This is a genomic window from Pantoea sp. EABMAA-21 (assembly GCF_030053335.1).
GTDB classification, from domain to species: Bacteria; Pseudomonadota; Gammaproteobacteria; order Enterobacterales; family Enterobacteriaceae; genus Pantoea; species Pantoea communis.
Genome location: NZ_JASGBX010000002.1, coordinates 125,642 through 145,146, shown reverse-complemented (window position 1 = coordinate 145,146; position 19,505 = coordinate 125,642). Strand labels below are relative to the sequence as shown.

Sequence of the window (19,505 nt, the reverse complement as noted above, 5' to 3'; positions counted from 1 at the left end):
TTTCTAGTGCGTCATGAGGCGGTAACGCTCGCGCAGCCGATGCCGCAGCGCCATCGCCAACAGATTGAGCGACAGGATGATCACCACCAGCAGCAAGGCGGTGGCGTAAACCAGCGGTCGGTCAGCGTCGATATTCGGACTCTGGAAGGCCAAATCGTAAATCTGAAAACCGAGGTGCATAAATTTGCGGTCGAGGTGCAAATAGGGGAAAACCGCATCCACCGGTAACTCCGGGGCCATTTTCACCACGCCCACCAGCATCAGCGGGGCGGTTTCCCCTGCTGCACGCGCTACAGCCAGAATCAGGCCGGTGAGCATCGCCGGGACCGCCAGCGGTAACACCACGCGCCACAGCGTTTCCGCCTGAGTGGCACCCAGCGCCAGCGAGCCCTGGCGCAGATTATCCGGGATGCGTGACAGCCCCTCTTCGGTGGCGACAATCACCACGGGCAATGTCAGCAGCGCCAGCGTCAACGCCGCCCATAGCAGGCCCGGCGTGCCATAGGTCGGATTCGGCAACGCGCGCGAGAAAAACAGCTGATCAATCGTGCCGCCGATCAACCAGACAAAGAAGCCCAGACCAAACACGCCATACACAATCGACGGCACACCGGCGAGATTCACCACCGCGATGCGCACCAGCCGCGTTAACGCATGACGTCCGGCATATTCGTGCAGCCACACCGCCGCCACCACCCCCAGCGGCATCACGATGATCGACATCAGCAACACCATCAGCACGGTGCCAAAAATCGCCGGGAACGCCCCGCTCTCGCCGCCGCCTGATGTCGGGGAATCGCTGACAAACTGCCAGATTTGACTGAAGAAGTGCTGTACTTTCTGCCTAAACGACATCGCATTCGGATACCAGGCATCCACCACCTGCGCCAGCGGAATGATATGATCCTGCCCCTGCACATCGCGCAGCACCAACGTGTCGCGTTCGCTCTCATGTTGCAGATGGGTCAGTTGTTGCGCTAGTGCGCTAAAGCGCCGTTGCAGCGCCACGCTGTTGGCATCGAATTCCGATTGATCCTGCAGGGTGAACGTGCCGCGCTGACGTTGCTCATCAACTTGCTGCTGCAGGCTTTCCAGCTGTGCATTGAGGCGCGCCATTTGCACACGACGAATGTGGCTGGCCTGACGTAGCTGCTCATGGACTTGCGCCAACCGCTGATGCAGCAGCGCATCACGATCGCGCGCGGTCAGCACTTCATTGTCTTCCCGCAGTTCAATCAGCCAACCGTAAGCGTTGCCGCCGCTGCGGCGCTGTAAAACCACCGCATCTGCCGGGCTACGCGTTTTCGCCGCGCCCTGGCTATACAGCACACGGAAATCCGGTGCGGCAAAATCGCGATTGCCCGTTTTCACCACATAGCGCCACTGCTCGCCCTGCGGCTGTTTGTGCAGCGTTTCGCCCAGCACCATCACCGCCGAGCCTTCCGGCGGCTGGAACAGATATTGATCCACTGGCTGCGGCCAGAAGGCGCGCATGCCCTGCCACCCCAGCAGGCCAATCAGCAAGGTAAACGCCAGTAAGCATACGGCCACCGCACCAGCAGTCAGCCAGCGCCAGCGATCGTTTTGACGCATCGCTTTCATCCCTGTCCCTCATGCTGGCTGTAGCGCTGGCGCAGACGCTGACGAATCAACTCCGCAACGGTGTTGATCACTAAAGTGAATATCAGTAACAACAGCGCACTCAGGAACAGAATTCGGTAATGCGCACTGCCCGCTGCCGCTTCCGGCATCTCAATGGCGATGTTAGCCGAAAGTGCACGTAATCCGGCAAACAAGCCGCCTTCACTGACCGGCGTGTTGCCGGTGGCCATCAGCACAATCATGGTTTCCCCTACTGCGCGGCCAAAGCCAATCATCAAAGCGGCAAATATCCCCGCCGAAGCGCCCGGCAATACCACGCGCGTCAAGGTTTGCCACGGCGTAGCGCCCAGCGCCAGTGAACCTTGCCCCAGCGCGCCGGGCACGCTGAATAAAGCATCTTCTGACAAGGTGAAAATCAACGGCACCAATGCAAAGCCCATCGCCAGCGCCGCGACCAATAAGTTGCGTTGTTCATAATGCGCCAACCGCTCGCCGATATCCGGCCACAACTGCGTGGGCAGCCAGAGCGTCAGGAGTGTGACGGCCAGCAATACCGGCAGCAGCAGAATCACCTCGAAACCTGGGCGTCGCCAACGCGCTGGCAAATGCGGACTGAGCACGCCGCACAGCAATAAAGTCACCGCCAGCACCAGCGGTAGCAGTAACACGCCGACCAGCGCGGTACTCACGTGCGGTGCCAGCCAGACGCCGGCAATCAAGCCAATCACCACGCTCGGCAACGCGCCCATCATTTCAATGCCCGGCTTCACCCAGCGGCGTAATCCTGGCGACATAAACCATGCGGTGTACATTGCCGCCGCCAGAGCCAGCGGCGTGGCAAACAGCAGCGCCAGCGAGGCCGCTTTTAGCGTGCCCAGCACCATCGGTATCAGGCTGAATTTGGCCTGATAGCTGTCGCCGGCGGCGGTGGATTGCCATACCCAATCGGGCTGCGGATAGTTTTCGTACCAGATTTTTTGCCACAGATTGCGCCAGGTGAAATCAGGCCATGGATTATCCAGCGCAAACTGTTGCCACTGCCCTTCCCGTTCAATAATCAGTGCATCGCCGCGGGGTGAAAATGCCAGCGCCTGAATACCCGGTGCCAACTGACGCGTCAAAATCGGCCCCTGCTGCTTGCTGGCGAACAGTTTGACCTCACCCGCTGCATTAAAGGTGGCAAACACACGGCGCTGCGCCTCTGGCACAACCTTCAACGCATCCTGGCTATGATCAAAGGTATGAATTTCCTGCAACCGCGGCCCTTTATCGCCTGCGATGGCAAACCATTGCTTGACCCCCTGGGTATCCTGAATCAGCAGCGTGCGCCCCCCGGTGAGGATATGCAGGCTTTGCGGACGCTGGTTAAGGGTCTGCGTTTCGCGCAGCTGAGCGCCTTCTGGCGTGATTTGCCATACACGCAGCAAACGCCCTTCGCTGGCGTACAGCAATGTGCCATCGGGGGATAACAGCAAATGCTCGGCTTGCTGCTGTGGCAGCAAAATTTGATTAACGGTTTGCTGGTTCTCCAGCGTCATTACGCTGATGCCTGCCGGCGTTTGGGCGGCAATCCGCCATTGGTGATCGCTTAGCGAGGTGAGCGCCATGGTGGTGACCGCGCCTTGCGCCAGATGCAGCGGACGATCGCCAAACGGGAAGAACCATTGACCGTGGTTTTCGTGGATCAGCGGTTGCATCAGCAGCAGTGCGCCCTGCATATTGAGCAATACGCTATTGCTATTGCTGCTGTTGACCGCCGCATCAGGATGCTGTTGCAGCGTCAGCACATCGGCAGCTGGCTGCCCATCGAGTGGAATAAAGCGCGCCTCGTTGCGGCTGATGCGCCAGCCGAGATGCCCATCGCTGCCCATCGCCAGCACCGGGGCTTGATCCCAAAGCTGCATATTGGTGATAGCTTGCATGCCCGGCGCGCTGAAAAGGGGCAACACCACCCAGATCAACCAGAAGAATAGCAGTAGCATCAGCAGCAAAATGCCCACGCCGCAGCCCGTCACTACGCGACGAACAAACTGATCGACGGCACGACGACGGCGGTCGCTGAAATGGACAGGGATACGATTTATGCTCATGCAGGCCAGGTTACAGGTGAAAACACGTCGCTATGTTGCCCGTAGCTGATTGATAAGACAACCTTTGGCGTTGGACAAGCTTGCCATACTCTCGCCATAATGGTGACGGACACTGAGCGGAGGCGCATTTTTGCGATTTTCCCGCCGGACAATCCGTCCAGCAACAGCCTCACGGAGTCAGAATGGGTCAGGAAAAGCTGTATATAGAAAAAGAAATAAGCTGGTTAAGCTTCAACGAACGTGTATTACAGGAAGCAGCGGACAAAACGAACCCGCTAATCGAGCGCATGCGCTTCCTGGGAATCTATTCCAACAATCTCGAAGAGTTTTACAAAGTGCGCTTCGCCGATCTGAAACGTCGCATTCTGATTGGTGAGGAACAGGGCACGCCGACGACCCTTCGTCATATCCTGAAAAAAATTCAGCTGCGGGTGCAGAAATCGGATCAGGAATTCGATGCGCTGTACAACGACCTGCTGCTGGAGATGGCACGTAATCAGATCTTCCTGATTAACGAACGCCAGCTGTCGCCGAATCAGCAAGAGTGGCTGCGCTATTACTTCAAACATCAATTACGCCAGCACGTCACGCCGATTCTGATTAACCACGACACCGATCTGATTGAGTTCCTCAAAGATGACTACACCTATCTGGCGGTTGAGATTATTCGCGGCGACGATATTCGTTACGCGCTGCTGGAAATCCCTTCTGACAAGGTCCCACGTTTCGTCAATTTACCCGCTGAATCACCGCGTCGTCGCAAGCCGATGATCCTGCTGGATAATATCCTGCGCTATTGCCTGGATGAGATTTTCAAAGGCTTCTTCGATTACGATGCGCTGAATGCTTATTCGATGAAGATGACGCGCGATGCCGAATATGACCTCGTTACCGAGATGGAATCAAGCCTGCTGGAACTGATGTCCTCCAGCCTGAAGCAGCGTCTTAACGCAGAACCGGTGCGCTTTGTGTATCAGCGTGATATGCCGGATGCGATGGTGGAAATGCTGCGCCATAAGCTGTCGATTTCGAACTACGATTCGATTGTGCCGGGCGGCCGTTACCACAACTTTAAAGACTTTATTGGCTTCCCGAACGTCGGCAAAGCCAATCTGGAAAACCGTCCGCTGCCGCAAATCCGTCACATCGGCTTTGATGGCTTCCGTAACGGTTTCGATGCCATCCGTAATCGCGATGTGCTGCTCTACTATCCGTATCACACCTTTGAGCACGTGCTGGAGCTGTTGCGTCAGGCATCGTTCGACCCAAGCGTGCTGGCGATTAAGATCAACATTTATCGTGTCGCTAAAAACTCACGCATCATGGATGCGATGATCCACGCGGCGTACAACGGTAAAAAAGTGACTGTGGTGGTGGAGCTGCAGGCGCGTTTTGATGAAGAAGCCAATATTCGTTGGGCAAAACGCCTGACCGAAGCGGGCGTGCACGTGATCTTCTCCGCGCCGGGTCTGAAAATTCACGCCAAACTGTTCCTGATTTCACGTCGTGAAGGCGATGAGATTGTGCGTTATGCGCATATCGGCACCGGTAACTTCAACGAAAAAACCGCACGCATTTATACTGACTATTCATTGCTGACCGCCGATGCGCGCATCACCAATGAAGTGCGCCGCGTGTTCAACTTTATTGAGAACCCGTATCGTCCGGTGACGTTCGAACACTTACTGGTGTCGCCGCAGAACTCGCGCGACATGCTGTATAAGTTGATCGATGCCGAGATCGCCAATGCCCAGCAGAAAAAACCGGCGGGCATTACGCTGAAAATCAACAACCTCGTCGATAACGGCCTGGTAGATCGCCTCTATGCCGCGTCATCTGCGGGCGTGAAGATCAATTTACTGGTGCGCGGCATGTGTTCTCTGATCCCTGATTTACCGGGCATCAGCGAAAATATTCGTATTACCAGCATCGTTGACCGTTATCTTGAGCATGACCGCGTCTATATTTTTGAGAGCGACGGCGAGAAAAAGGTTTATCTCTCTTCCGCAGACTGGATGACGCGTAATATCGATCACCGTATTGAGGTGGCCGTGGCGATCCTTGATCCCCGCGTGAAGCAGCGCATTCTGGATATCATTGCCATTCTGTTGAGTGATACCGTGAAAGCGCGCATCGTGGACAAAGAACTGAGTAACCGTTATGTTCCGCGCGGCAATCGCAAGAAGGTGCGCTCGCAGCTGGCGATTTACGATTACATCAAGAAACTGGAACAACCCGAATAACGCCTATGCCAATTTCCCATAAAAGTACGCCGAAACCGCAGGAATTTGCTGCCATCGATCTGGGCTCAAACAGTTTCCACATGGTCATTGCCCGTGTGGTCGATGGCGCCATGCAAGTGTTGGGGCGTTTGAAACAGCGCGTGCATCTGGCCGATGGGTTAGATGCGCAAAATCGCCTGAGCGATGAGGCGATGGAGCGTGGCCTGAGCTGCCTGGCGCTGTTTGCGGAGCGTTTACAGGGATTCAGCCCGGCAAACGTCACTATCGTCGGTACGCACACGCTGCGTATCGCCACCAATGCCGAAGAGTTCCTGCAGCGCGCCGCAGAGGTGATCCCCTATCCGATCGAGATCATCTCTGGCAACGAAGAAGCGCGTCTGATCTTCATGGGCGTGGAGCACACGCAGCCGGAAAAAGGCCGCAAGCTGGTGATCGATATCGGCGGCGGTTCAACCGAACTGGTGATCGGTGAGGATTTTGAACCGCAGCTGGTGGAAAGCCGCCGCATGGGTTGTGTCAGCTTTGCCAATCTCTATTTCCCGAAAGGGGAAATTTCGCCTGAACACTTCCGTCGCGCGCGTTTGTCCGCGGCGCAGAAGCTGGAAACCATGGCGTGGCAGTATCGTCTGCACGGCTGGCAGTATGCGCTGGGTGCTTCAGGCTCGATCAAAGCGGCCTGCGAAGTGCTGCTGGCAATGGGTGAGAAAGAGAAACTGATCACCCCGGAAACGCTGGAAATGCTGGTTGCTGAAGTATTGAAGCACAAGTCTTTCAATGCGTTGAGTCTGCCGGGCTTATCGGAAGAGCGTAAAGCGGTGTTTGTACCTGGCTTAGCGATTCTGTGTGGCGTGTTTGATGCGCTGGCGATTCGCGAACTGCGCCTGTCTGATGGCGCGCTGCGTGAAGGTGTGCTGTATGAGATGGAAGGTCGCTTCCGCCATCAGGATATCCGCAGCCGCACCGCGCAAAGTCTGGCTAACCACTACGCTATCGATAGCGATCAGGCACGCCGCGTGCTGGAAACCACCGAGCAGCTTTATCTGCAGTGGCTGGATCAAAATCCCAAGCTGGCGAATCCACAGCTCTCCGCGCTGCTGAAATGGGCTGCGCTGCTGCATGAAGTCGGATTGACCATCAATCACAGCGGCATGCAGCGCCATTCAGCTTACATCCTGCAGAACTCCAACATGCCTGGTTTTAATCAGGATCAACAGATGCTGTTGGCCATGCTGGTACGCTACCACCGTAAAGCGGTGAAGCAGGATGAGATGCCACGTTTCACCTTGTTCAAAAAGAAACAGTTCCTGCCGATGGTGTTCCTGTTACGTCTGGGTACGCTGCTGAATAATCAGCGCCAGGCCACCACCAAGCCGGACTCGCTCAAGCTCAAGGCGGATGACAGCAACTGGACGCTGACTTTCCCGCGTGGCTATCTGAGCCAGAATACGCTGGTACAGCTGGATCTGGAGCGTGAGCAAGCCTACTGGAATGATGTCACCGGCTGGAAACTGACGCTGGAAGAGGAGTAATGCGGGCTGCTGGCCCGCTGTATCACTATGACAACACGTCCCGATAACTATTTCGCGGAAAAATACGGTCTGACACCGACCCACTCCGAAGTGCTGGCTGCATTGCCAAAACTGGCAGTGGGCAAAGCGTTAGACCTCGGCTGCGGCCAGGGCCGTAATAGCCTGTTCCTGAATCAGCATGGTTTTGACGTGACGGCCTGGGACAGCAATCCCGCTAGCCTTGAGCGTCTGAATAGCATTATTCAGGAAGAGAATCTGGAGAACATTCGCACGGAACTGTGCGATCTCAACCAGGTGCGGTTCAACGGTGGCTATCAGTTCGTGCTATCAACAGTGGTGATGATGTTCCTGCAACCGGAATCCATCCCACAGCTGATTGCCGATATGCAGGCCAGTACGCTGAAATATGGCTATAACCTGATTGTGGCGGCGATGAGCACGGATGATTATCCCAACTCGCAGAACTTCCCGTTTACGTTCAAATCCGGCGAGCTGAGCCATTACTATCGCAACTGGCACATCGTGAAGTACAACGAGGAAATCGGTGAACTGCATCGTCGTGATGAAAACGGCGATCGCATCAAATACCGTTTCGCCACGCTACTGGCGCAAAAAGCCAGCTATTGATGACGAGGCCGCGAAATGCGGCCCCATCTGATTTTGATCAACGCACCCTTAACCATTACTGCTCATTTTTCACACAGCAATTGACCTGACAATCTAACTGTGACTAAATGTTGCCATCGCCCAGCCGGGCATTTACAGGAACCACCCCGCGTGAACAGCGCCATCCCAGCACGAAGACGTCCCAAAACCGGTACCATGACTCGCATTATTTTGCTGATCAGTTTCTTCATTTTGGTTGGCCGTCTGATTTTCATTATCCCCGGTGCGATTGAGCATCATCAGCAAAAAAAAGCCGCACCTGAGCCGGTCACCACACTGAGCACCAGCGATTCGCGCTAAGGAATTTGCGGGTCATCGTTGCTTGCCGCTTCACATTGCCCGATTGTGACAATGCTGCTTAATGCGCCCTGATTACCCGCAACGCGCTACACTTTGACCTGACTTTACAGACACAAAGGACGCGTTATGTCTGCTCCGTATGCACAACAATTAACTGAAATCCGTCAGCGCATCTTGCATCTGCTCCTCAGCGAGGACGATCTCGTTGATGTGCTGCTGGATAAATCTATCGATCTCAATGCCGCCGAGTTGCGGGAGATCACCGACTGGCGCCATCAGCTGGAAGAAGAGCTGCATCAACTGCACGCGGCTGACTTAGCGGATATCCTCGAAGCGCTACCTGAACAAGAGCGTCTGGCATTATGGCGCCTTGTGCCCTCCGAACAGCGCGGTCGCGTGCTGGTCGAAGCCTCTGAAACCGTCTGGGCCAGCCTGACGGAAGGTATGACTGATCGCGAGATTCTGCACGCTATTGAGCCGCTGGACATCGACGATCAGGTATATCTGGCTCGCTATCTGCCGCGTGATTTAACCGGACGTTTACTCACCACGCTGGAGCCAAACTTGCGTGCACGCCTGCTGGAAGTGATCGAGCTTGATCGCGACCGCGTGGGCCAGGTGATGGATTTCAATATTCTGACTGTCCGATCTGACGTGACCCTCGCCACCGTGCAGCGCTTTCTGCGCAAGCGCAAAAGCATGCCGGATGGTACCGATAAAATCTTTATTACTGACGAACAGAATCAGTTGCTGGGTGAGTTAACACTCACCGACATTTTACTCAACAAGCCAAAGACGCTGGTTTCTGACGTGATGAATGCGCGCCCGACCACCTTTCAGCTCGACGACAAAGCCGAAGATGCAGCCAGTGCCTTTGAGCGTTATAACCTGATCTCTGCCGCCGTTATTGATGCGAAAGGTAAGCTGATTGGCCGTATCACCGTGGAAGACGTGATCGATCTGGTTAACGAAGAGAACGAAAGTAACATTCGTAAGATGGGCGGTATCAGCCAGGGTGAGGACGTGTTCGCGCCGGTGCGCAAAGCGGTGGGTAAACGCTGGGCGTGGCTCGCCATCAATCTGTGTACCGCATTTATCGCTTCTCGCGTAATTGGCCTGTTTGAAGAGACCATTTCTCAACTGGTGGCGCTGGCGGCGCTGATGCCTATCGTCGCCGGGATTGGCGGTAACACCGGTAACCAAACCATCACCATGATTGTGCGTGCACTGGCGCTACATCAGGTGGAACCCGGTAACTTCTCCTTTCTGGTGGTACGTGAACTCGGCGTTGCCCTGATTAACGGGCTATTCTGGGGCGGAATCATGGGCAGCATCACCTGGTTGATGTACGACAATATGCAACTCGGTGGCGTAATGATGCTGGCGATGGTGCTTAATCTGCTGCTGGCGGCGCTCATGGGCGTACTGATTCCGTTGATCATGACCAAGATGAAACGCGACCCGGCAGTAGGTTCCAGCGTGCTGATCACCGCTATCACCGACACCGGCGGTTTCTTTATTTTCCTCGGTCTGGCAACGGTGTTTTTGCTGCACCATTAAATCAAAGACAGTGCGCGTAACGTTGCAGCGCTTGCTGCAAATTGAGTTGCAACGTTGCGTGCGCCAGTTCGCTGGTGCCCGGTGTTACGCGGGATGAACCGCGTTGATTTAACCACTCGACCACATCGATAAGGTGCCACAGCGCGGTTTTACCATCATGAATTGGACGTGGAAACTGCGGGCTGTGAGTGAGCATTAACTTCCGCATATTTTGGCGCGATACGCCGATCAACTCGGCGATATCCGTAAGGCCGACCAGATCGGGGGCCGCTTCAATCAGTTCGGCATCGGGTAAAGCCTGAATGACTTCGGCTAAGGCATCGCGAATCGCTTGCTGTGCACTCTCCGCTTCCCGGCAGTACATCAGACTCAATTTACCGGCTACGCCAGTGCCCACCAGCGCATCAGTGCAACCGGCAGCACCGAGTCGCTCCAGGGCTTCGTCATCAGAAACAGCGTCACTCAACTGAAAACGTAACGTGAATTCAAATTCCATTTTTACATCCTTATCGTTTCACTCTTGAGCAGTTATCCACCACTCGCTTTAACATCCTGGCATGATTTTCAGGGCTCTTAGGCGTGCTCCAGATGCAGGTAATACAGAAATCACCGCATCGACACTCTGCTGATTTCTCCGGGCAATACATTTTTCCCCACGCATGATGCCCACCCTGCACAATTTTCCATCCCTGAACTTCTGCATAACGTAAAACGCTTTCAATCTCTTTGTGCGGGTGTCGCTTCCTTTCTGACATTGCATGCCACCTTATACTTTGAACATTAGGTTGTCAACTGACAACCAACTTCAGTTTTCAGATGCTATGTCATCAGCATTTAAGGCATGAGAGAACAACAAGTGTCCTGTGATCCCGGATTTAATTTGAGGTTGGATACCAGCGCACAAAATCGAGCGCACCTGAGTTCAAGCGCATATACACTTAGCGCTATCACTGACCTGAGGGAGAAACAGCATGTTTAAAGTTGATGATTTTGTGCAGTCGAAGACCGGTGGCCCAAAGATGCAGGTCACACGGGTTGAAGGGGAGTTGCTATGGTGTGCACGTATTGACGATCCCATCAAACGTGAGATCGAAGTCAGAGCAGATAGCGTGAATTTGTATCACGAAGAAGGCGATTTCGGCGTGTGCTGATTCTTCCGTTACGCGATAAATAGCGCCGCTACTGGTCAGTGCGCCCTGCCATAGCGGCGTAATTTATTGTGTAATGCCTGGTTTTGCTCGCCATGAATGACGCGCTACGCTGCTCGGTGCGGTTAATGACGCCCTTACATTGTTTGGTGCGGTTTTCATAAAGTGCGCATTCATGCGTACCAGGTTAGAGACGCACTCGCTGGCTTAAGTGAATGGCATTACGCAATTTATTGCACGACGTGAACGCAGACAATCACGGATTGTCCTTTTGCAGATTATCTTGCCCAATACCGCCAATAAACGGCAAGCGCAGTTTTAATGGCGTGAAGTCCAGCCCCAGATTCAATCCCAACACATTCACTTCCAGCCCTTCTTCCGCACCCAAGGTAACGCCTAACACACCCAGCAAGGACACCTGTAATCCGCGCCCCGACGGTGGTAATCCAATGGGATGAAGCAGAGAGCGATAATCTTTGCCTAGTGCATTAGCAGGCAAATCCAGCTTCAACGCAGGCACTTCACGGCCAATGTGTGCCATAAAGGTGTTGCTGTTCGGTCCCGGCCACGCGTGATAGGTCGTTGGCCATGGGTAAGATTTTATCGCCGCTTCGATCTGCGGAATCATTGCTTCTGCTTCCTTGCCGCGATGCTCCACCAGTAAACGCGGTTTCGCGCCGTACCAGTATCCGTCCGGCAGGTTTGCGTTGCGACGCACCTTGTCGCCACTGCCCCAGCTGATCACTTCGTAACGGTTGTACTGCGTCTCTCCCGCGCGTTTGAAAATGATCCACGGATGCACCGCGACAGCGCCCTTCCAGCCATATGTGGGCGCGGCATAGACCTGCACGATGGCCAGATTGGCATATTGATGTGGGTCCGGCGCTAACCCGGCCGAATCCCGTCGCGCCGTCGCCCAGCCACCGCGCTCACTGGTTAACTCACCGGTGCGCGTGGCTTGCGCCAGACTCGCTGCCAGTGAGAGCAACACAATACAGAGGAAAGAGAGGAGAAAGGCTTTCAATGGCAGCATCGACGGCGTCCTGATGATTAACAATTCACCGGCCATCATGCATTGATAGAGGTGGGTTTGTATTCACTAACTATGCGATAGGGCAAATCGTTCTGAAAACCGATGTTAGTTGGCCACAAAAGAATGGAGTGTATCTCGCAGATGCACACTCTTCGCTGACCCTTGCGTTGCATCAATGTCGCTTATAAAAGACAATTTTTGCTGGATTGAATGCTTGCGAGGACGCTATGCTGTATACCACTAAACGTTATCAGGATGCTGATGGCAAAGTTCCCTATACCGAATGGATAATCAAATTAAGAAAGAAGGATCCTCGCGCCGCAGCAAAGATAGATACTCGAGTGGATCGCGCTGAAAGTGGAAACTTTGGCGACTACCGATTTGAAAGAGAGGGTGTTTGGGAATTAAAAATCGATTATGGCCCCGGTTACCGCGTCTACTACGCACTCGATGGAGATAGGATAATTTTGCTTCTTATTGGGGGAGATAAATCGTCCCAAAAACAAGACTTAGCAAAAGCAGTAAAATTTTGGCGTGAACATCAAACGAGGTAACAGCATGACTATCATCACTCAATCTGCACCAAAGAAAAAAGCAGTCAGTCACGACGATGCGATGGTAGCAGAGCTGCGAGAAAACCCGGATTACGCTGAAATCTACCTGCAAACGGCATTGGAAGATATCTACGAAGAAGGCGGGATAGCTGCCTTTCTGATCGCCCTTCGCCGGGTAGTTGAAGCCCGGGGTGGCATTAGCGAAATCTCTCGTAAATCGGGGTTGTCGCGCCAGCAGTTGTACAAGACACTCTCTGAAACAGGAAATCCAACGCTCACTACCCTTACAGAGATTACCCGTGCAGCTGGCGTTAGACTGATTCCTCACATCTAAATAAAAAGCCCGCATTTAAGCGGGCTTGATAGGCAATTCAGTTAACGAAAATCATTCCCACTCAATCGTGGCCGGTGGCTTACCTGAGATATCGTAAACCACGCGAGAAATGCCGTTCACTTCGTTGATGATGCGGTTGGAGACACGGCCGAGGAAATCGTACGGCAGGTGCGCCCAGTGCGCGGTCATGAAGTCGATGGTTTCTACTGCACGCAGTGACACAACCCAATCATATTTACGACCGTCGCCCATTACGCCGACAGAGCGCACTGGCAGGAACACGGTGAAGGCCTGGCTGACTTTGTTGTACAGGTCAGCTTTATGCAATTCTTCGATGAAGATTGCATCGGCACGACGCAGCAGGTCGCAATACTCTTTCTTCACTTCGCCCAGTACACGCACGCCCAAACCTGGACCCGGGAACGGATGGCGATACAGCATGGCGTATGGCAGGCCCAGTTCCAGGCCGATCTTACGCACTTCATCTTTGAACAGCTCTTTCAGCGGCTCAACCAGGCCCATCTTCATCTCTTTCGGCAGACCGCCCACGTTGTGGTGCGATTTGATCACGTGTGCCTTGCCGGTAGCAGAAGCAGCAGACTCGATCACGTCTGGATAGATGGTGCCCTGTGCCAGCCATTTCACGTCAGTCAACTTCAGCGCTTCTTCGTCGAACACTTCAACAAACACGCGGCCGATGATCTTACGTTTGGCTTCGGGATCGTTCTCGCCCGCCAGTGCATCGAGGAAACGGTTTTCAGCGGCAATGTGAACGATGTTCAGACCGAAGTGATCGCCAAACATGTCCATCACCTGCTCGGCTTCGTTCAGACGCAGCAGGCCGTTGTCCACGAACACACAGGTCAGACGTTCGCCGATAGCGCGGTGCAGCAGCATCGCGGTGACAGAGGAATCCACACCACCTGACAGGCCAAGGATTACTTTATCTTCGCCGACCTGCTCACGAATACGCTCTACCGCATCTTCGATGATCTTAGCTGGCGTCCACAGTGCTTCACAGCCGCAGATATCACGGATGAAACGCTCCAGCATGCGCAGGCCCTGACGGGTATGCGTCACTTCTGGGTGGAACTGCACGCCGTAGAATTTCTTCTCTTCGTTGGCCATGATGGCAAACGGACAGGTTTCGGTGCTGGCAACGGTTTCAAAGCCAGCCGGGATAGCGGTCACTTTGTCACCGTGGCTCATCCACACGTCCAGCAGCGGTTTGCCGGCTGCGCTGATGGCATCTTCGATGTCACGAACCAGCGCGCTCTGGGTCAGCACTTCAACCTGCGCATATCCAAACTCACGCTCGTTGGAGCCTTCAACCTTGCCGCCCAGCTGCATTGCCATGGTCTGCATGCCGTAGCACACGCCCAGCACCGGTACGCCAGCATTGAACACGTATTCTGGTGCACGTGGGCTGTTAAGCTCAGTGGTGCTTTCCGGGCCACCTGACAGGATGATGCCGTTTGGATTGAAGCTACGAATCTGCTCTTCGGTGACATCCCACGCCCAGAGTTCGCAGTAGACGCCCAGCTCACGCACGCGGCGCGCGACCAGCTGCGTATACTGAGAACCAAAATCGAGGATCAAAATGCGATGTTTATGAATATTTTCAGTCGTCATTGAGGCGTTTCCATTGGGATGGACTTAATAATAAAAGCGCCCGGCAGGTGCCGGGCGTTGAATCTTACGGGATTATGAACCCATGCGGTAGTTCGGTGACTCTTTGGTGATGGTCACATCATGCACGTGGCTTTCGTTGATACCTGCGCCACTGATGCGCACGAACTCGGCTTTAGTACGCAGATCGTTGATGGTTGGGCAACCGGTCAGGCCCATGCAAGAGCGCAGACCGCCCATTTGCTGGTGCACGATCTCTTTCAGACGGCCTTTATAAGCGACGCGGCCTTCGATACCTTCTGGCACCAGTTTGTCAGCCGCGTTATCGGTCTGGAAGTAACGGTCAGATGAGCCTTTAGACATCGCGCCCAGTGAACCCATACCACGGTAAGATTTGAACGAACGGCCCTGATACAGCTCGATTTCGCCTGGAGATTCTTCAGTACCCGCCAGCATAGAACCGACCATCACAGCGGCCGCGCCTGCGGCGATCGCTTTGGCGATGTCACCTGAGAAACGGATACCACCATCAGCCACAACCGGGATACCAGTGCCTTCCAGCGCAGCAACCGCATCAGAAACGGCGGTAATCTGTGGTACACCTACGCCAGTCACGATACGCGTGGTGCAGATTGAGCCTGGGCCGATACCCACTTTCACCGCGCTCACGCCCGCTTCTGCCAGTGCCAATGCACCTGCACCAGTCGCCACGTTGCCACCGATGATGTCCAGGTCTGGATACTTCGCACGGGTTTCACGGATACGTTGCAGAACGCCTTCAGAGTGACCGTGAGAAGAGTCGATCAGCAGAACGTCAACGCCCGCAGCAACCAGCGCGTCAACACGCTCTTCGTTACCTGCGCCCGCACCAACCGCAGCACCCACACGCAGACGGCCTTCCGCATCTTTACAGGCGTTAGGTTTACGCTCTGCTTTCTGGAAATCTTTAACGGTAATCATGCCCAGCAGATGGAAGCTATCATCCACAACCAGCGCTTTCTCAACACGTTTTTCGTGCATTTTCTGCAGTACGATGTCGCGCGCTTCACCCTCTTTAACGGTGACCAGACGCTCTTTCGGTGTCATCACTGCGGAAACTGGCAGGCTCAGGTCCGTCACAAAACGCACGTCACGACCGGTAATGATACCGACCAGTTCGTTGTCGGTGTTCACAACCGGATAACCCGCAAAGCCGTTGCGCTCGGTCAGCTCTTGCACTGCCGCCAGCGTGGTGGTTGGCAGAACAGTTTGCGGATCGGTCACTACGCCACTTTCGTATTTTTTCACTTTGCGAACTTCATCCGCCTGGCGCTCAATCGACATGTTTTTGTGGATAAAGCCCAGACCGCCTTCCTGCGCCAGTGCAATTGCCAGACCGGCTTCGGTCACCGTGTCCATAGCAGCAGACAGCATAGGGATGTTCAGACGGATGTTTTTCGTCAGTTGGGTGCTGAGATCAGCGGAGTTCGGTAAGACAGTGGAGTGAGCTGGAACGAGCAGAACGTCGTCAAAAGTGAGGGCTTCTTTAGTGATTCTTAGCATTGCAATATCTCCACCTGGGGGCGATTAAAACAGATAAAATATTGCCGCGGCATTATACAGGCCGAAATCGATTGCCTCCAGTGTTTTTTAGGAAAAAGTCTTGATCCTTCGGGTGAGCAATGTAGTATCGGTTGATTAACCCTCTGATTTAAAATTTGATCTACATCACATGTCGCTACCGCCAACCGCCAATATTTTTACTGTCAGCCGCCTGAATACCACGGTGCGCCAACTGCTGGAAAATGAGATGGGCCTGGTGTGGCTCAGCGCTGAGATCTCAAATTTTAGCCAGCCCTCTTCCGGTCACTGGTACTTCACCTTAAAGGATGATGGCGCACAAGTCCGCTGCGCGATGTTCCGTAATAGCAACCGCCGCGTCACCTTCCGTCCTCAGCATGGTCAGCAGGTTTTGGTGCGCGCCAGCATTACGCTGTATGAACCTCGTGGCGACTATCAGCTGATTATCGAAAGCATGCATCCAGCGGGTGAAGGTCTGCTGCAGCAGCAGTTTGAGCAATTGAAAGCGAGACTGGCGGCCGAAGGGCTGTTCGATCAGCAGTTCAAACAGCCGCTGCCCGATCCGGCGCGCCAGGTCGGTGTGATCACCTCTGCCACCGGTGCCGCGTTGCATGATGTGCTGCGCATACTGCATCGCCGCGATCCCTCATTGCCGGTAATTATCTATCCCACGCCGGTGCAAGGTGTGGATGCACCGGCTGCGATTGTGCGTGCCATTGAACTGGCGAACCAGCGTGATGAGTGTGACGTGCTGATTGTCGGCCGCGGCGGCGGCTCGCTGGAGGATTTGTGGAGCTTTAACGATGAGCGCGTGGCGCGTGCTATTTTTGCCAGTCGCCTGCCCATCGTCAGTGCCGTCGGCCACGAGACAGACGTCACCATCGCCGACTTTGTCGCCGATCTGCGCGCCCCTACCCCATCTGCGGCGGCAGAAATCGTGAGCCGCAATCAGATCGAACTGCTGCGCCGTTTGCAGTCACAGCAGCAGCGAATGGAAATGGCAATGGATTTCTACTTTGCAGAGCAGCAACGCCGTTTTACCCGCATACAACATCGTTTGCAGCAGCAACATCCACAGCTGCGTCTGGCACGTCAGCAAACCACACTGTTCCAGTTGCAACGTCGCCTCGGCGAGGCAATGGATCAACGTCTGCGCGTGGCTAATCGCCAGCAGGATCGCGTGTTACAGCGCCTCAATCAGCAGCAGCCTCAAGGGCGCATTCTGCGTGCGCAGCAGCAGATGCAGCAGTGGCAGTATCGCCTGCAACAGGGCATGGAGAAGCAGCTGAATCACAATCGTCAGCGATTTGGTAATCTGGCTGCACAACTGGAGGGCGTCAGTCCGCTTGCCACACTGGCGCGTGGTTTTAGTGTGACAACGGATACGCAAGGCCAGCTGGTGAAGAAAACCCAGCAATTGCATAAAGGCGATTTGCTGCGCACCCGTCTGGATGATGGCTGGGTGGAAAGCCAGGTGACCGCCCTTGAACCGCAGAAATCGCGTAGCCGTAAAGCACGCTCCTAGCTGAAAAACTATACTTCTGGCATGTTCACTCACGGCCAGGAGTTACTATGACCTACAGCGTTATTCCTCCGTATATTCTTCGCAACATCATTGACCATTGTTCGGGTGCGCCTCAGGAGTCTGCTCGCCGCACCCTCACCCATGTTCAGCAACTGATGACTGAACACAATCATAAATCGGCCAGCGCGGCCACCGCCCAGCCTGGCAGCGTGTTGCGTGCCATCTTTGATGCGAAGAACACACAGAATCTACCCGGCACCTTAATCCGCGATGAAGGTCAGCCAGGCAATGGTGATGTCGCTGCCGAGGAGGCCTGGAATTATCTCGGCATCACCTACGATTTCTACTGGCAAATCTTCAAGCGCAACTCACTGGATAACCAGGGCCTGAAGCTGGATGGCACCGTGCATTACGGCAAGGAGTATCAGAACGCCTTCTGGAACGGTCAGCAGATGGTGTTTGGTGACGGCGATGGCGAGATTTTTAACCGCTTTACCATTGCGCTTGATGTGGTCGCGCATGAACTCACCCACGGCGTGACCGAGAACGAGGCCGGGCTGGTTTATTTCCAGCAGTCTGGTGCATTGAATGAATCGATGTCTGATGTGTTCGGCTCGCTGGTGAAACAGTTCCACCTGCAGCAAACGGCCGATCAGGCTGACTGGTTGATTGGTGAGGGCTTGTTAGCATCCGGGATTAAAGGCCGTGGACTGCGATCCATGTCCGCACCTGGCACGGCCTACGACGATCCGAAACTCGGCAAAGACCCGCAACCGGCGGATATGGATCACTACATCGAAACGCGGGATGACAACGGCGGTGTTCACCTCAATTCTGGCATTCCTAACCGTGCGTTTTACCTCGCCGCTAAAGCACTAGGCGGCTTTGCCTGGGAGTTAGCGGGCCACGCCTGGTACGACACCCTCTGTGACAAAACACTGCCGCAGGATGCCGATTTCAGCACCTTCGCGCGTTTCACCGTCGAGCATGGCGGCAAGCGATTCAATCGCTCGGTGGCGGAAGCAATTCAATCCGCCTGGCAACAGGTAGGCGTAACGTGAATATTCAACTGACTGATGACGCCATTATCGAACTGGCGCGTGAAGGCGGCATTGCTTTTATCCCCAATCTGCGAGGCGAGCGCCGCTTTGCGCTGGCTCAACTTCCGGAGCCACAAAAACAGCGGGTGTGTAACGTGCTGGAGCAGGCATTACCGTTAGGGGAACCGGAAGATCAGGCGGCGAATCTTGGCAGCGGCGATCAGCGCTATTTTCGCATTCAAATCACCTATGCCACCCATCAAGAGGCGGGATCCATCGTGATTTTAATTCCAGAAACTGTGGCATCGCCAGAATTAGAGGCTCTCTGGCGCGACGGCCAGTGAAGAACTCGGAGATCTCCCAAGGCAACCTGTAACTTACTGACTATAATCATTAATGTGGCTAGCTAGTCCACATCGAAGAAAACACCCTTAGATGAGGTCTCTGCTATGACACAAAAAAAGCAACGAGGCGGTGCTGGGAACTTTGCAGAGGACCCAGAGCGTGCCAGGGAAGCCGGCAGTGCTGGCGGCAAAGTCAGTGGGGGCAATTTCAGAAACGATCCTGAAAGAGCCAGGGAAGCTGGAAGAAAAGGAGGTCAAAAAAGCCGTCGCCCCTCCAAGCAGCAGTGAATAAGGTACCTTAAGGAGTGAAGTGCGCCACGGATGGTTAATAAAAAAAGGCCGACATCA

The 19,505-nt window shown here is 54.5% G+C and carries 18 protein-coding genes; 12 read left to right on the top strand and 6 right to left on the bottom strand.

All coding sequences use genetic code 11. From position 1 onward, the window contains the following. Positions 1–3 precede the first annotated feature (3 nt). Positions 4–1,602 carry a phosphate ABC transporter permease PstA gene (gene pstA, locus QMZ65_RS04115; protein ID WP_283215483.1) on the bottom strand — a complete coding sequence of 533 codons (1,599 nt, stop codon included), beginning with the start codon at positions 1,600–1,602 and terminating at the stop codon, positions 4–6. Continuing rightward, entirely contained in the window at positions 1,599–3,692 is a 2,094-nt protein-coding gene (locus tag QMZ65_RS04110) for an ABC transporter permease subunit (protein ID WP_283215482.1), read from the bottom strand. Before QMZ65_RS04110 ends, pstA begins: the two co-directional genes overlap by 4 nt. Before the next feature lie 182 nt (positions 3,693–3,874). On the opposite strand from QMZ65_RS04110, the gene ppk1 reads away from it, so the two are divergent. From ppk1 to mgtE, 5 genes are all read left to right on the top strand, one after another. Beyond that, positions 3,875–5,935 (top strand): polyphosphate kinase 1, encoded by a 2,061-nt coding sequence (ppk1, locus tag QMZ65_RS04105; protein WP_097118592.1) that lies wholly within the window; start codon positions 3,875–3,877, stop codon positions 5,933–5,935. Positions 5,936–5,940: 5 nt separating this feature from the next. Then, entirely contained in the window at positions 5,941–7,464 is a 1,524-nt protein-coding gene (gene ppx, locus QMZ65_RS04100; RefSeq protein ID WP_058959121.1) for an exopolyphosphatase, read from the top strand. 27 nt (positions 7,465–7,491) lie between these two features. Beyond that, positions 7,492–8,091, top strand: coding sequence for a tellurite resistance methyltransferase TehB (gene tehB, locus QMZ65_RS04095; protein WP_058959122.1), 600 nt, complete (start codon positions 7,492–7,494; stop codon positions 8,089–8,091). Positions 8,092–8,241: 150 nt separating this feature from the next. Beyond that, positions 8,242–8,430: a YfgG family protein gene (locus tag QMZ65_RS04090; RefSeq protein ID WP_034825717.1), complete on the top strand. Its 189-nt coding sequence runs from the start codon at positions 8,242–8,244 to the stop codon at positions 8,428–8,430. Positions 8,431–8,556: 126 nt separating this feature from the next. After that, positions 8,557–9,990, top strand: a complete 1,434-nt coding sequence (gene mgtE, locus QMZ65_RS04085; RefSeq protein WP_160834296.1) for a magnesium transporter — start codon at positions 8,557–8,559, stop codon at positions 9,988–9,990. Between the two features lies 1 nt (position 9,991). Here mgtE and QMZ65_RS04080 read toward each other — a convergent pair whose 3' ends face one another. Further along, positions 9,992–10,486 carry a helix-turn-helix transcriptional regulator gene (locus tag QMZ65_RS04080; protein ID WP_283215481.1) on the bottom strand — a complete coding sequence of 165 codons (495 nt, stop codon included), beginning with the start codon at positions 10,484–10,486 and terminating at the stop codon, positions 9,992–9,994. Between the two features lie 475 nt (positions 10,487–10,961). Between QMZ65_RS04080 and QMZ65_RS04070 the strand changes: the two genes are divergently transcribed. Next, positions 10,962–11,141 carry a GDFGVC terminal motif YodC-like protein gene (locus tag QMZ65_RS04070; RefSeq protein WP_034825711.1) on the top strand — a complete coding sequence of 60 codons (180 nt, stop codon included), beginning with the start codon at positions 10,962–10,964 and terminating at the stop codon, positions 11,139–11,141. A gap of 253 nt (positions 11,142–11,394) precedes the next feature. Here QMZ65_RS04070 and QMZ65_RS04065 read toward each other — a convergent pair whose 3' ends face one another. Then, a complete protein-coding gene (locus tag QMZ65_RS04065; RefSeq protein WP_283215480.1) occupies positions 11,395–12,171 on the bottom strand; it encodes a DUF3750 domain-containing protein in 777 nt (258 codons plus the stop codon). 227 nt (positions 12,172–12,398) lie between these two features. On the opposite strand from QMZ65_RS04065, the gene QMZ65_RS04060 reads away from it, so the two are divergent. Continuing rightward, the gene (locus tag QMZ65_RS04060; RefSeq protein ID WP_283215479.1) at positions 12,399–12,725 is read left to right on the top strand and encodes a type II toxin-antitoxin system RelE/ParE family toxin; all 327 of its coding nucleotides are present in this window, start codon (positions 12,399–12,401) and stop codon (positions 12,723–12,725) included. A 4-nt stretch (positions 12,726–12,729) separates the two neighbouring features. Beyond that, entirely contained in the window at positions 12,730–13,059 is a 330-nt protein-coding gene (locus QMZ65_RS04055; RefSeq protein ID WP_283215478.1) for an addiction module antidote protein, read from the top strand. 51 nt (positions 13,060–13,110) lie between these two features. Here QMZ65_RS04055 and guaA read toward each other — a convergent pair whose 3' ends face one another. Both guaA and guaB read right to left on the bottom strand, forming a co-directional pair. Then, the gene (guaA, locus tag QMZ65_RS04050; protein ID WP_283215477.1) at positions 13,111–14,691 is read right to left on the bottom strand and encodes a glutamine-hydrolyzing GMP synthase; all 1,581 of its coding nucleotides are present in this window, start codon (positions 14,689–14,691) and stop codon (positions 13,111–13,113) included. A 72-nt stretch (positions 14,692–14,763) separates the two neighbouring features. Next, complete coding sequence (gene guaB / locus QMZ65_RS04045; protein WP_283215476.1) at positions 14,764–16,230, bottom strand: IMP dehydrogenase; 1,467 nt, start codon at positions 16,228–16,230, stop codon at positions 14,764–14,766. A gap of 169 nt (positions 16,231–16,399) precedes the next feature. On the opposite strand from guaB, the gene xseA reads away from it, so the two are divergent. From xseA to QMZ65_RS04025, 4 genes are all read left to right on the top strand, one after another. Next, positions 16,400–17,773: an exodeoxyribonuclease VII large subunit gene (xseA, locus tag QMZ65_RS04040; protein ID WP_283215475.1), complete on the top strand. Its 1,374-nt coding sequence runs from the start codon at positions 16,400–16,402 to the stop codon at positions 17,771–17,773. 47 nt (positions 17,774–17,820) lie between these two features. Then, positions 17,821–18,834, top strand: a complete 1,014-nt coding sequence (locus tag QMZ65_RS04035; RefSeq protein ID WP_160834291.1) for a M4 family metallopeptidase — start codon at positions 17,821–17,823, stop codon at positions 18,832–18,834. Then, on the top strand, positions 18,831–19,157 hold the full coding sequence (locus tag QMZ65_RS04030) for a protealysin inhibitor emfourin (RefSeq protein ID WP_034825682.1): 327 nt from the start codon (positions 18,831–18,833) through the stop codon (positions 19,155–19,157). Before QMZ65_RS04035 ends, QMZ65_RS04030 begins: the two co-directional genes overlap by 4 nt. A 105-nt stretch (positions 19,158–19,262) precedes the next feature. Further along, positions 19,263–19,445, top strand: coding sequence for a con-10 family general stress protein (locus QMZ65_RS04025; RefSeq protein WP_045814915.1), 183 nt, complete (start codon positions 19,263–19,265; stop codon positions 19,443–19,445). Positions 19,446–19,505 lie beyond the last annotated feature (60 nt).

What these genes read in the sequence shown, in the direction of transcription:
- pstA (WP_283215483.1), bottom strand. Translation starts at nt 1,602, where the DNA reads ATGAAAGCGATGCGTCAAAACGATCGCTGGCGCTGGCTGACTGCTGGT.
- QMZ65_RS04110 (WP_283215482.1), bottom strand. Translation starts at nt 3,692, where the DNA reads ATGAGCATAAATCGTATCCCTGTCCATTTCAGCGACCGCCGTCGTCGT.
- ppk1 (WP_097118592.1), top strand. Translation starts at nt 3,875, where the DNA reads ATGGGTCAGGAAAAGCTGTATATAGAAAAAGAAATAAGCTGGTTAAGC.
- ppx (WP_058959121.1), top strand. Translation starts at nt 5,941, where the DNA reads ATGCCAATTTCCCATAAAAGTACGCCGAAACCGCAGGAATTTGCTGCC.
- tehB (WP_058959122.1), top strand. Translation starts at nt 7,492, where the DNA reads ATGACAACACGTCCCGATAACTATTTCGCGGAAAAATACGGTCTGACA.
- mgtE (WP_160834296.1), top strand. Translation starts at nt 8,557, where the DNA reads ATGTCTGCTCCGTATGCACAACAATTAACTGAAATCCGTCAGCGCATC.
- QMZ65_RS04080 (WP_283215481.1), bottom strand. Translation starts at nt 10,486, where the DNA reads ATGGAATTTGAATTCACGTTACGTTTTCAGTTGAGTGACGCTGTTTCT.
- QMZ65_RS04070 (WP_034825711.1), top strand. Translation starts at nt 10,962, where the DNA reads ATGTTTAAAGTTGATGATTTTGTGCAGTCGAAGACCGGTGGCCCAAAG.
- QMZ65_RS04065 (WP_283215480.1), bottom strand. Translation starts at nt 12,171, where the DNA reads ATGCTGCCATTGAAAGCCTTTCTCCTCTCTTTCCTCTGTATTGTGTTG.
- QMZ65_RS04060 (WP_283215479.1), top strand. Translation starts at nt 12,399, where the DNA reads ATGCTGTATACCACTAAACGTTATCAGGATGCTGATGGCAAAGTTCCC.
- QMZ65_RS04055 (WP_283215478.1), top strand. Translation starts at nt 12,730, where the DNA reads ATGACTATCATCACTCAATCTGCACCAAAGAAAAAAGCAGTCAGTCAC.
- guaA (WP_283215477.1), bottom strand. Translation starts at nt 14,691, where the DNA reads ATGACGACTGAAAATATTCATAAACATCGCATTTTGATCCTCGATTTT.
- guaB (WP_283215476.1), bottom strand. Translation starts at nt 16,230, where the DNA reads ATGCTAAGAATCACTAAAGAAGCCCTCACTTTTGACGACGTTCTGCTC.
- xseA (WP_283215475.1), top strand. Translation starts at nt 16,400, where the DNA reads ATGTCGCTACCGCCAACCGCCAATATTTTTACTGTCAGCCGCCTGAAT.
- QMZ65_RS04035 (WP_160834291.1), top strand. Translation starts at nt 17,821, where the DNA reads ATGACCTACAGCGTTATTCCTCCGTATATTCTTCGCAACATCATTGAC.
- QMZ65_RS04025 (WP_045814915.1), top strand. Translation starts at nt 19,263, where the DNA reads ATGACACAAAAAAAGCAACGAGGCGGTGCTGGGAACTTTGCAGAGGAC.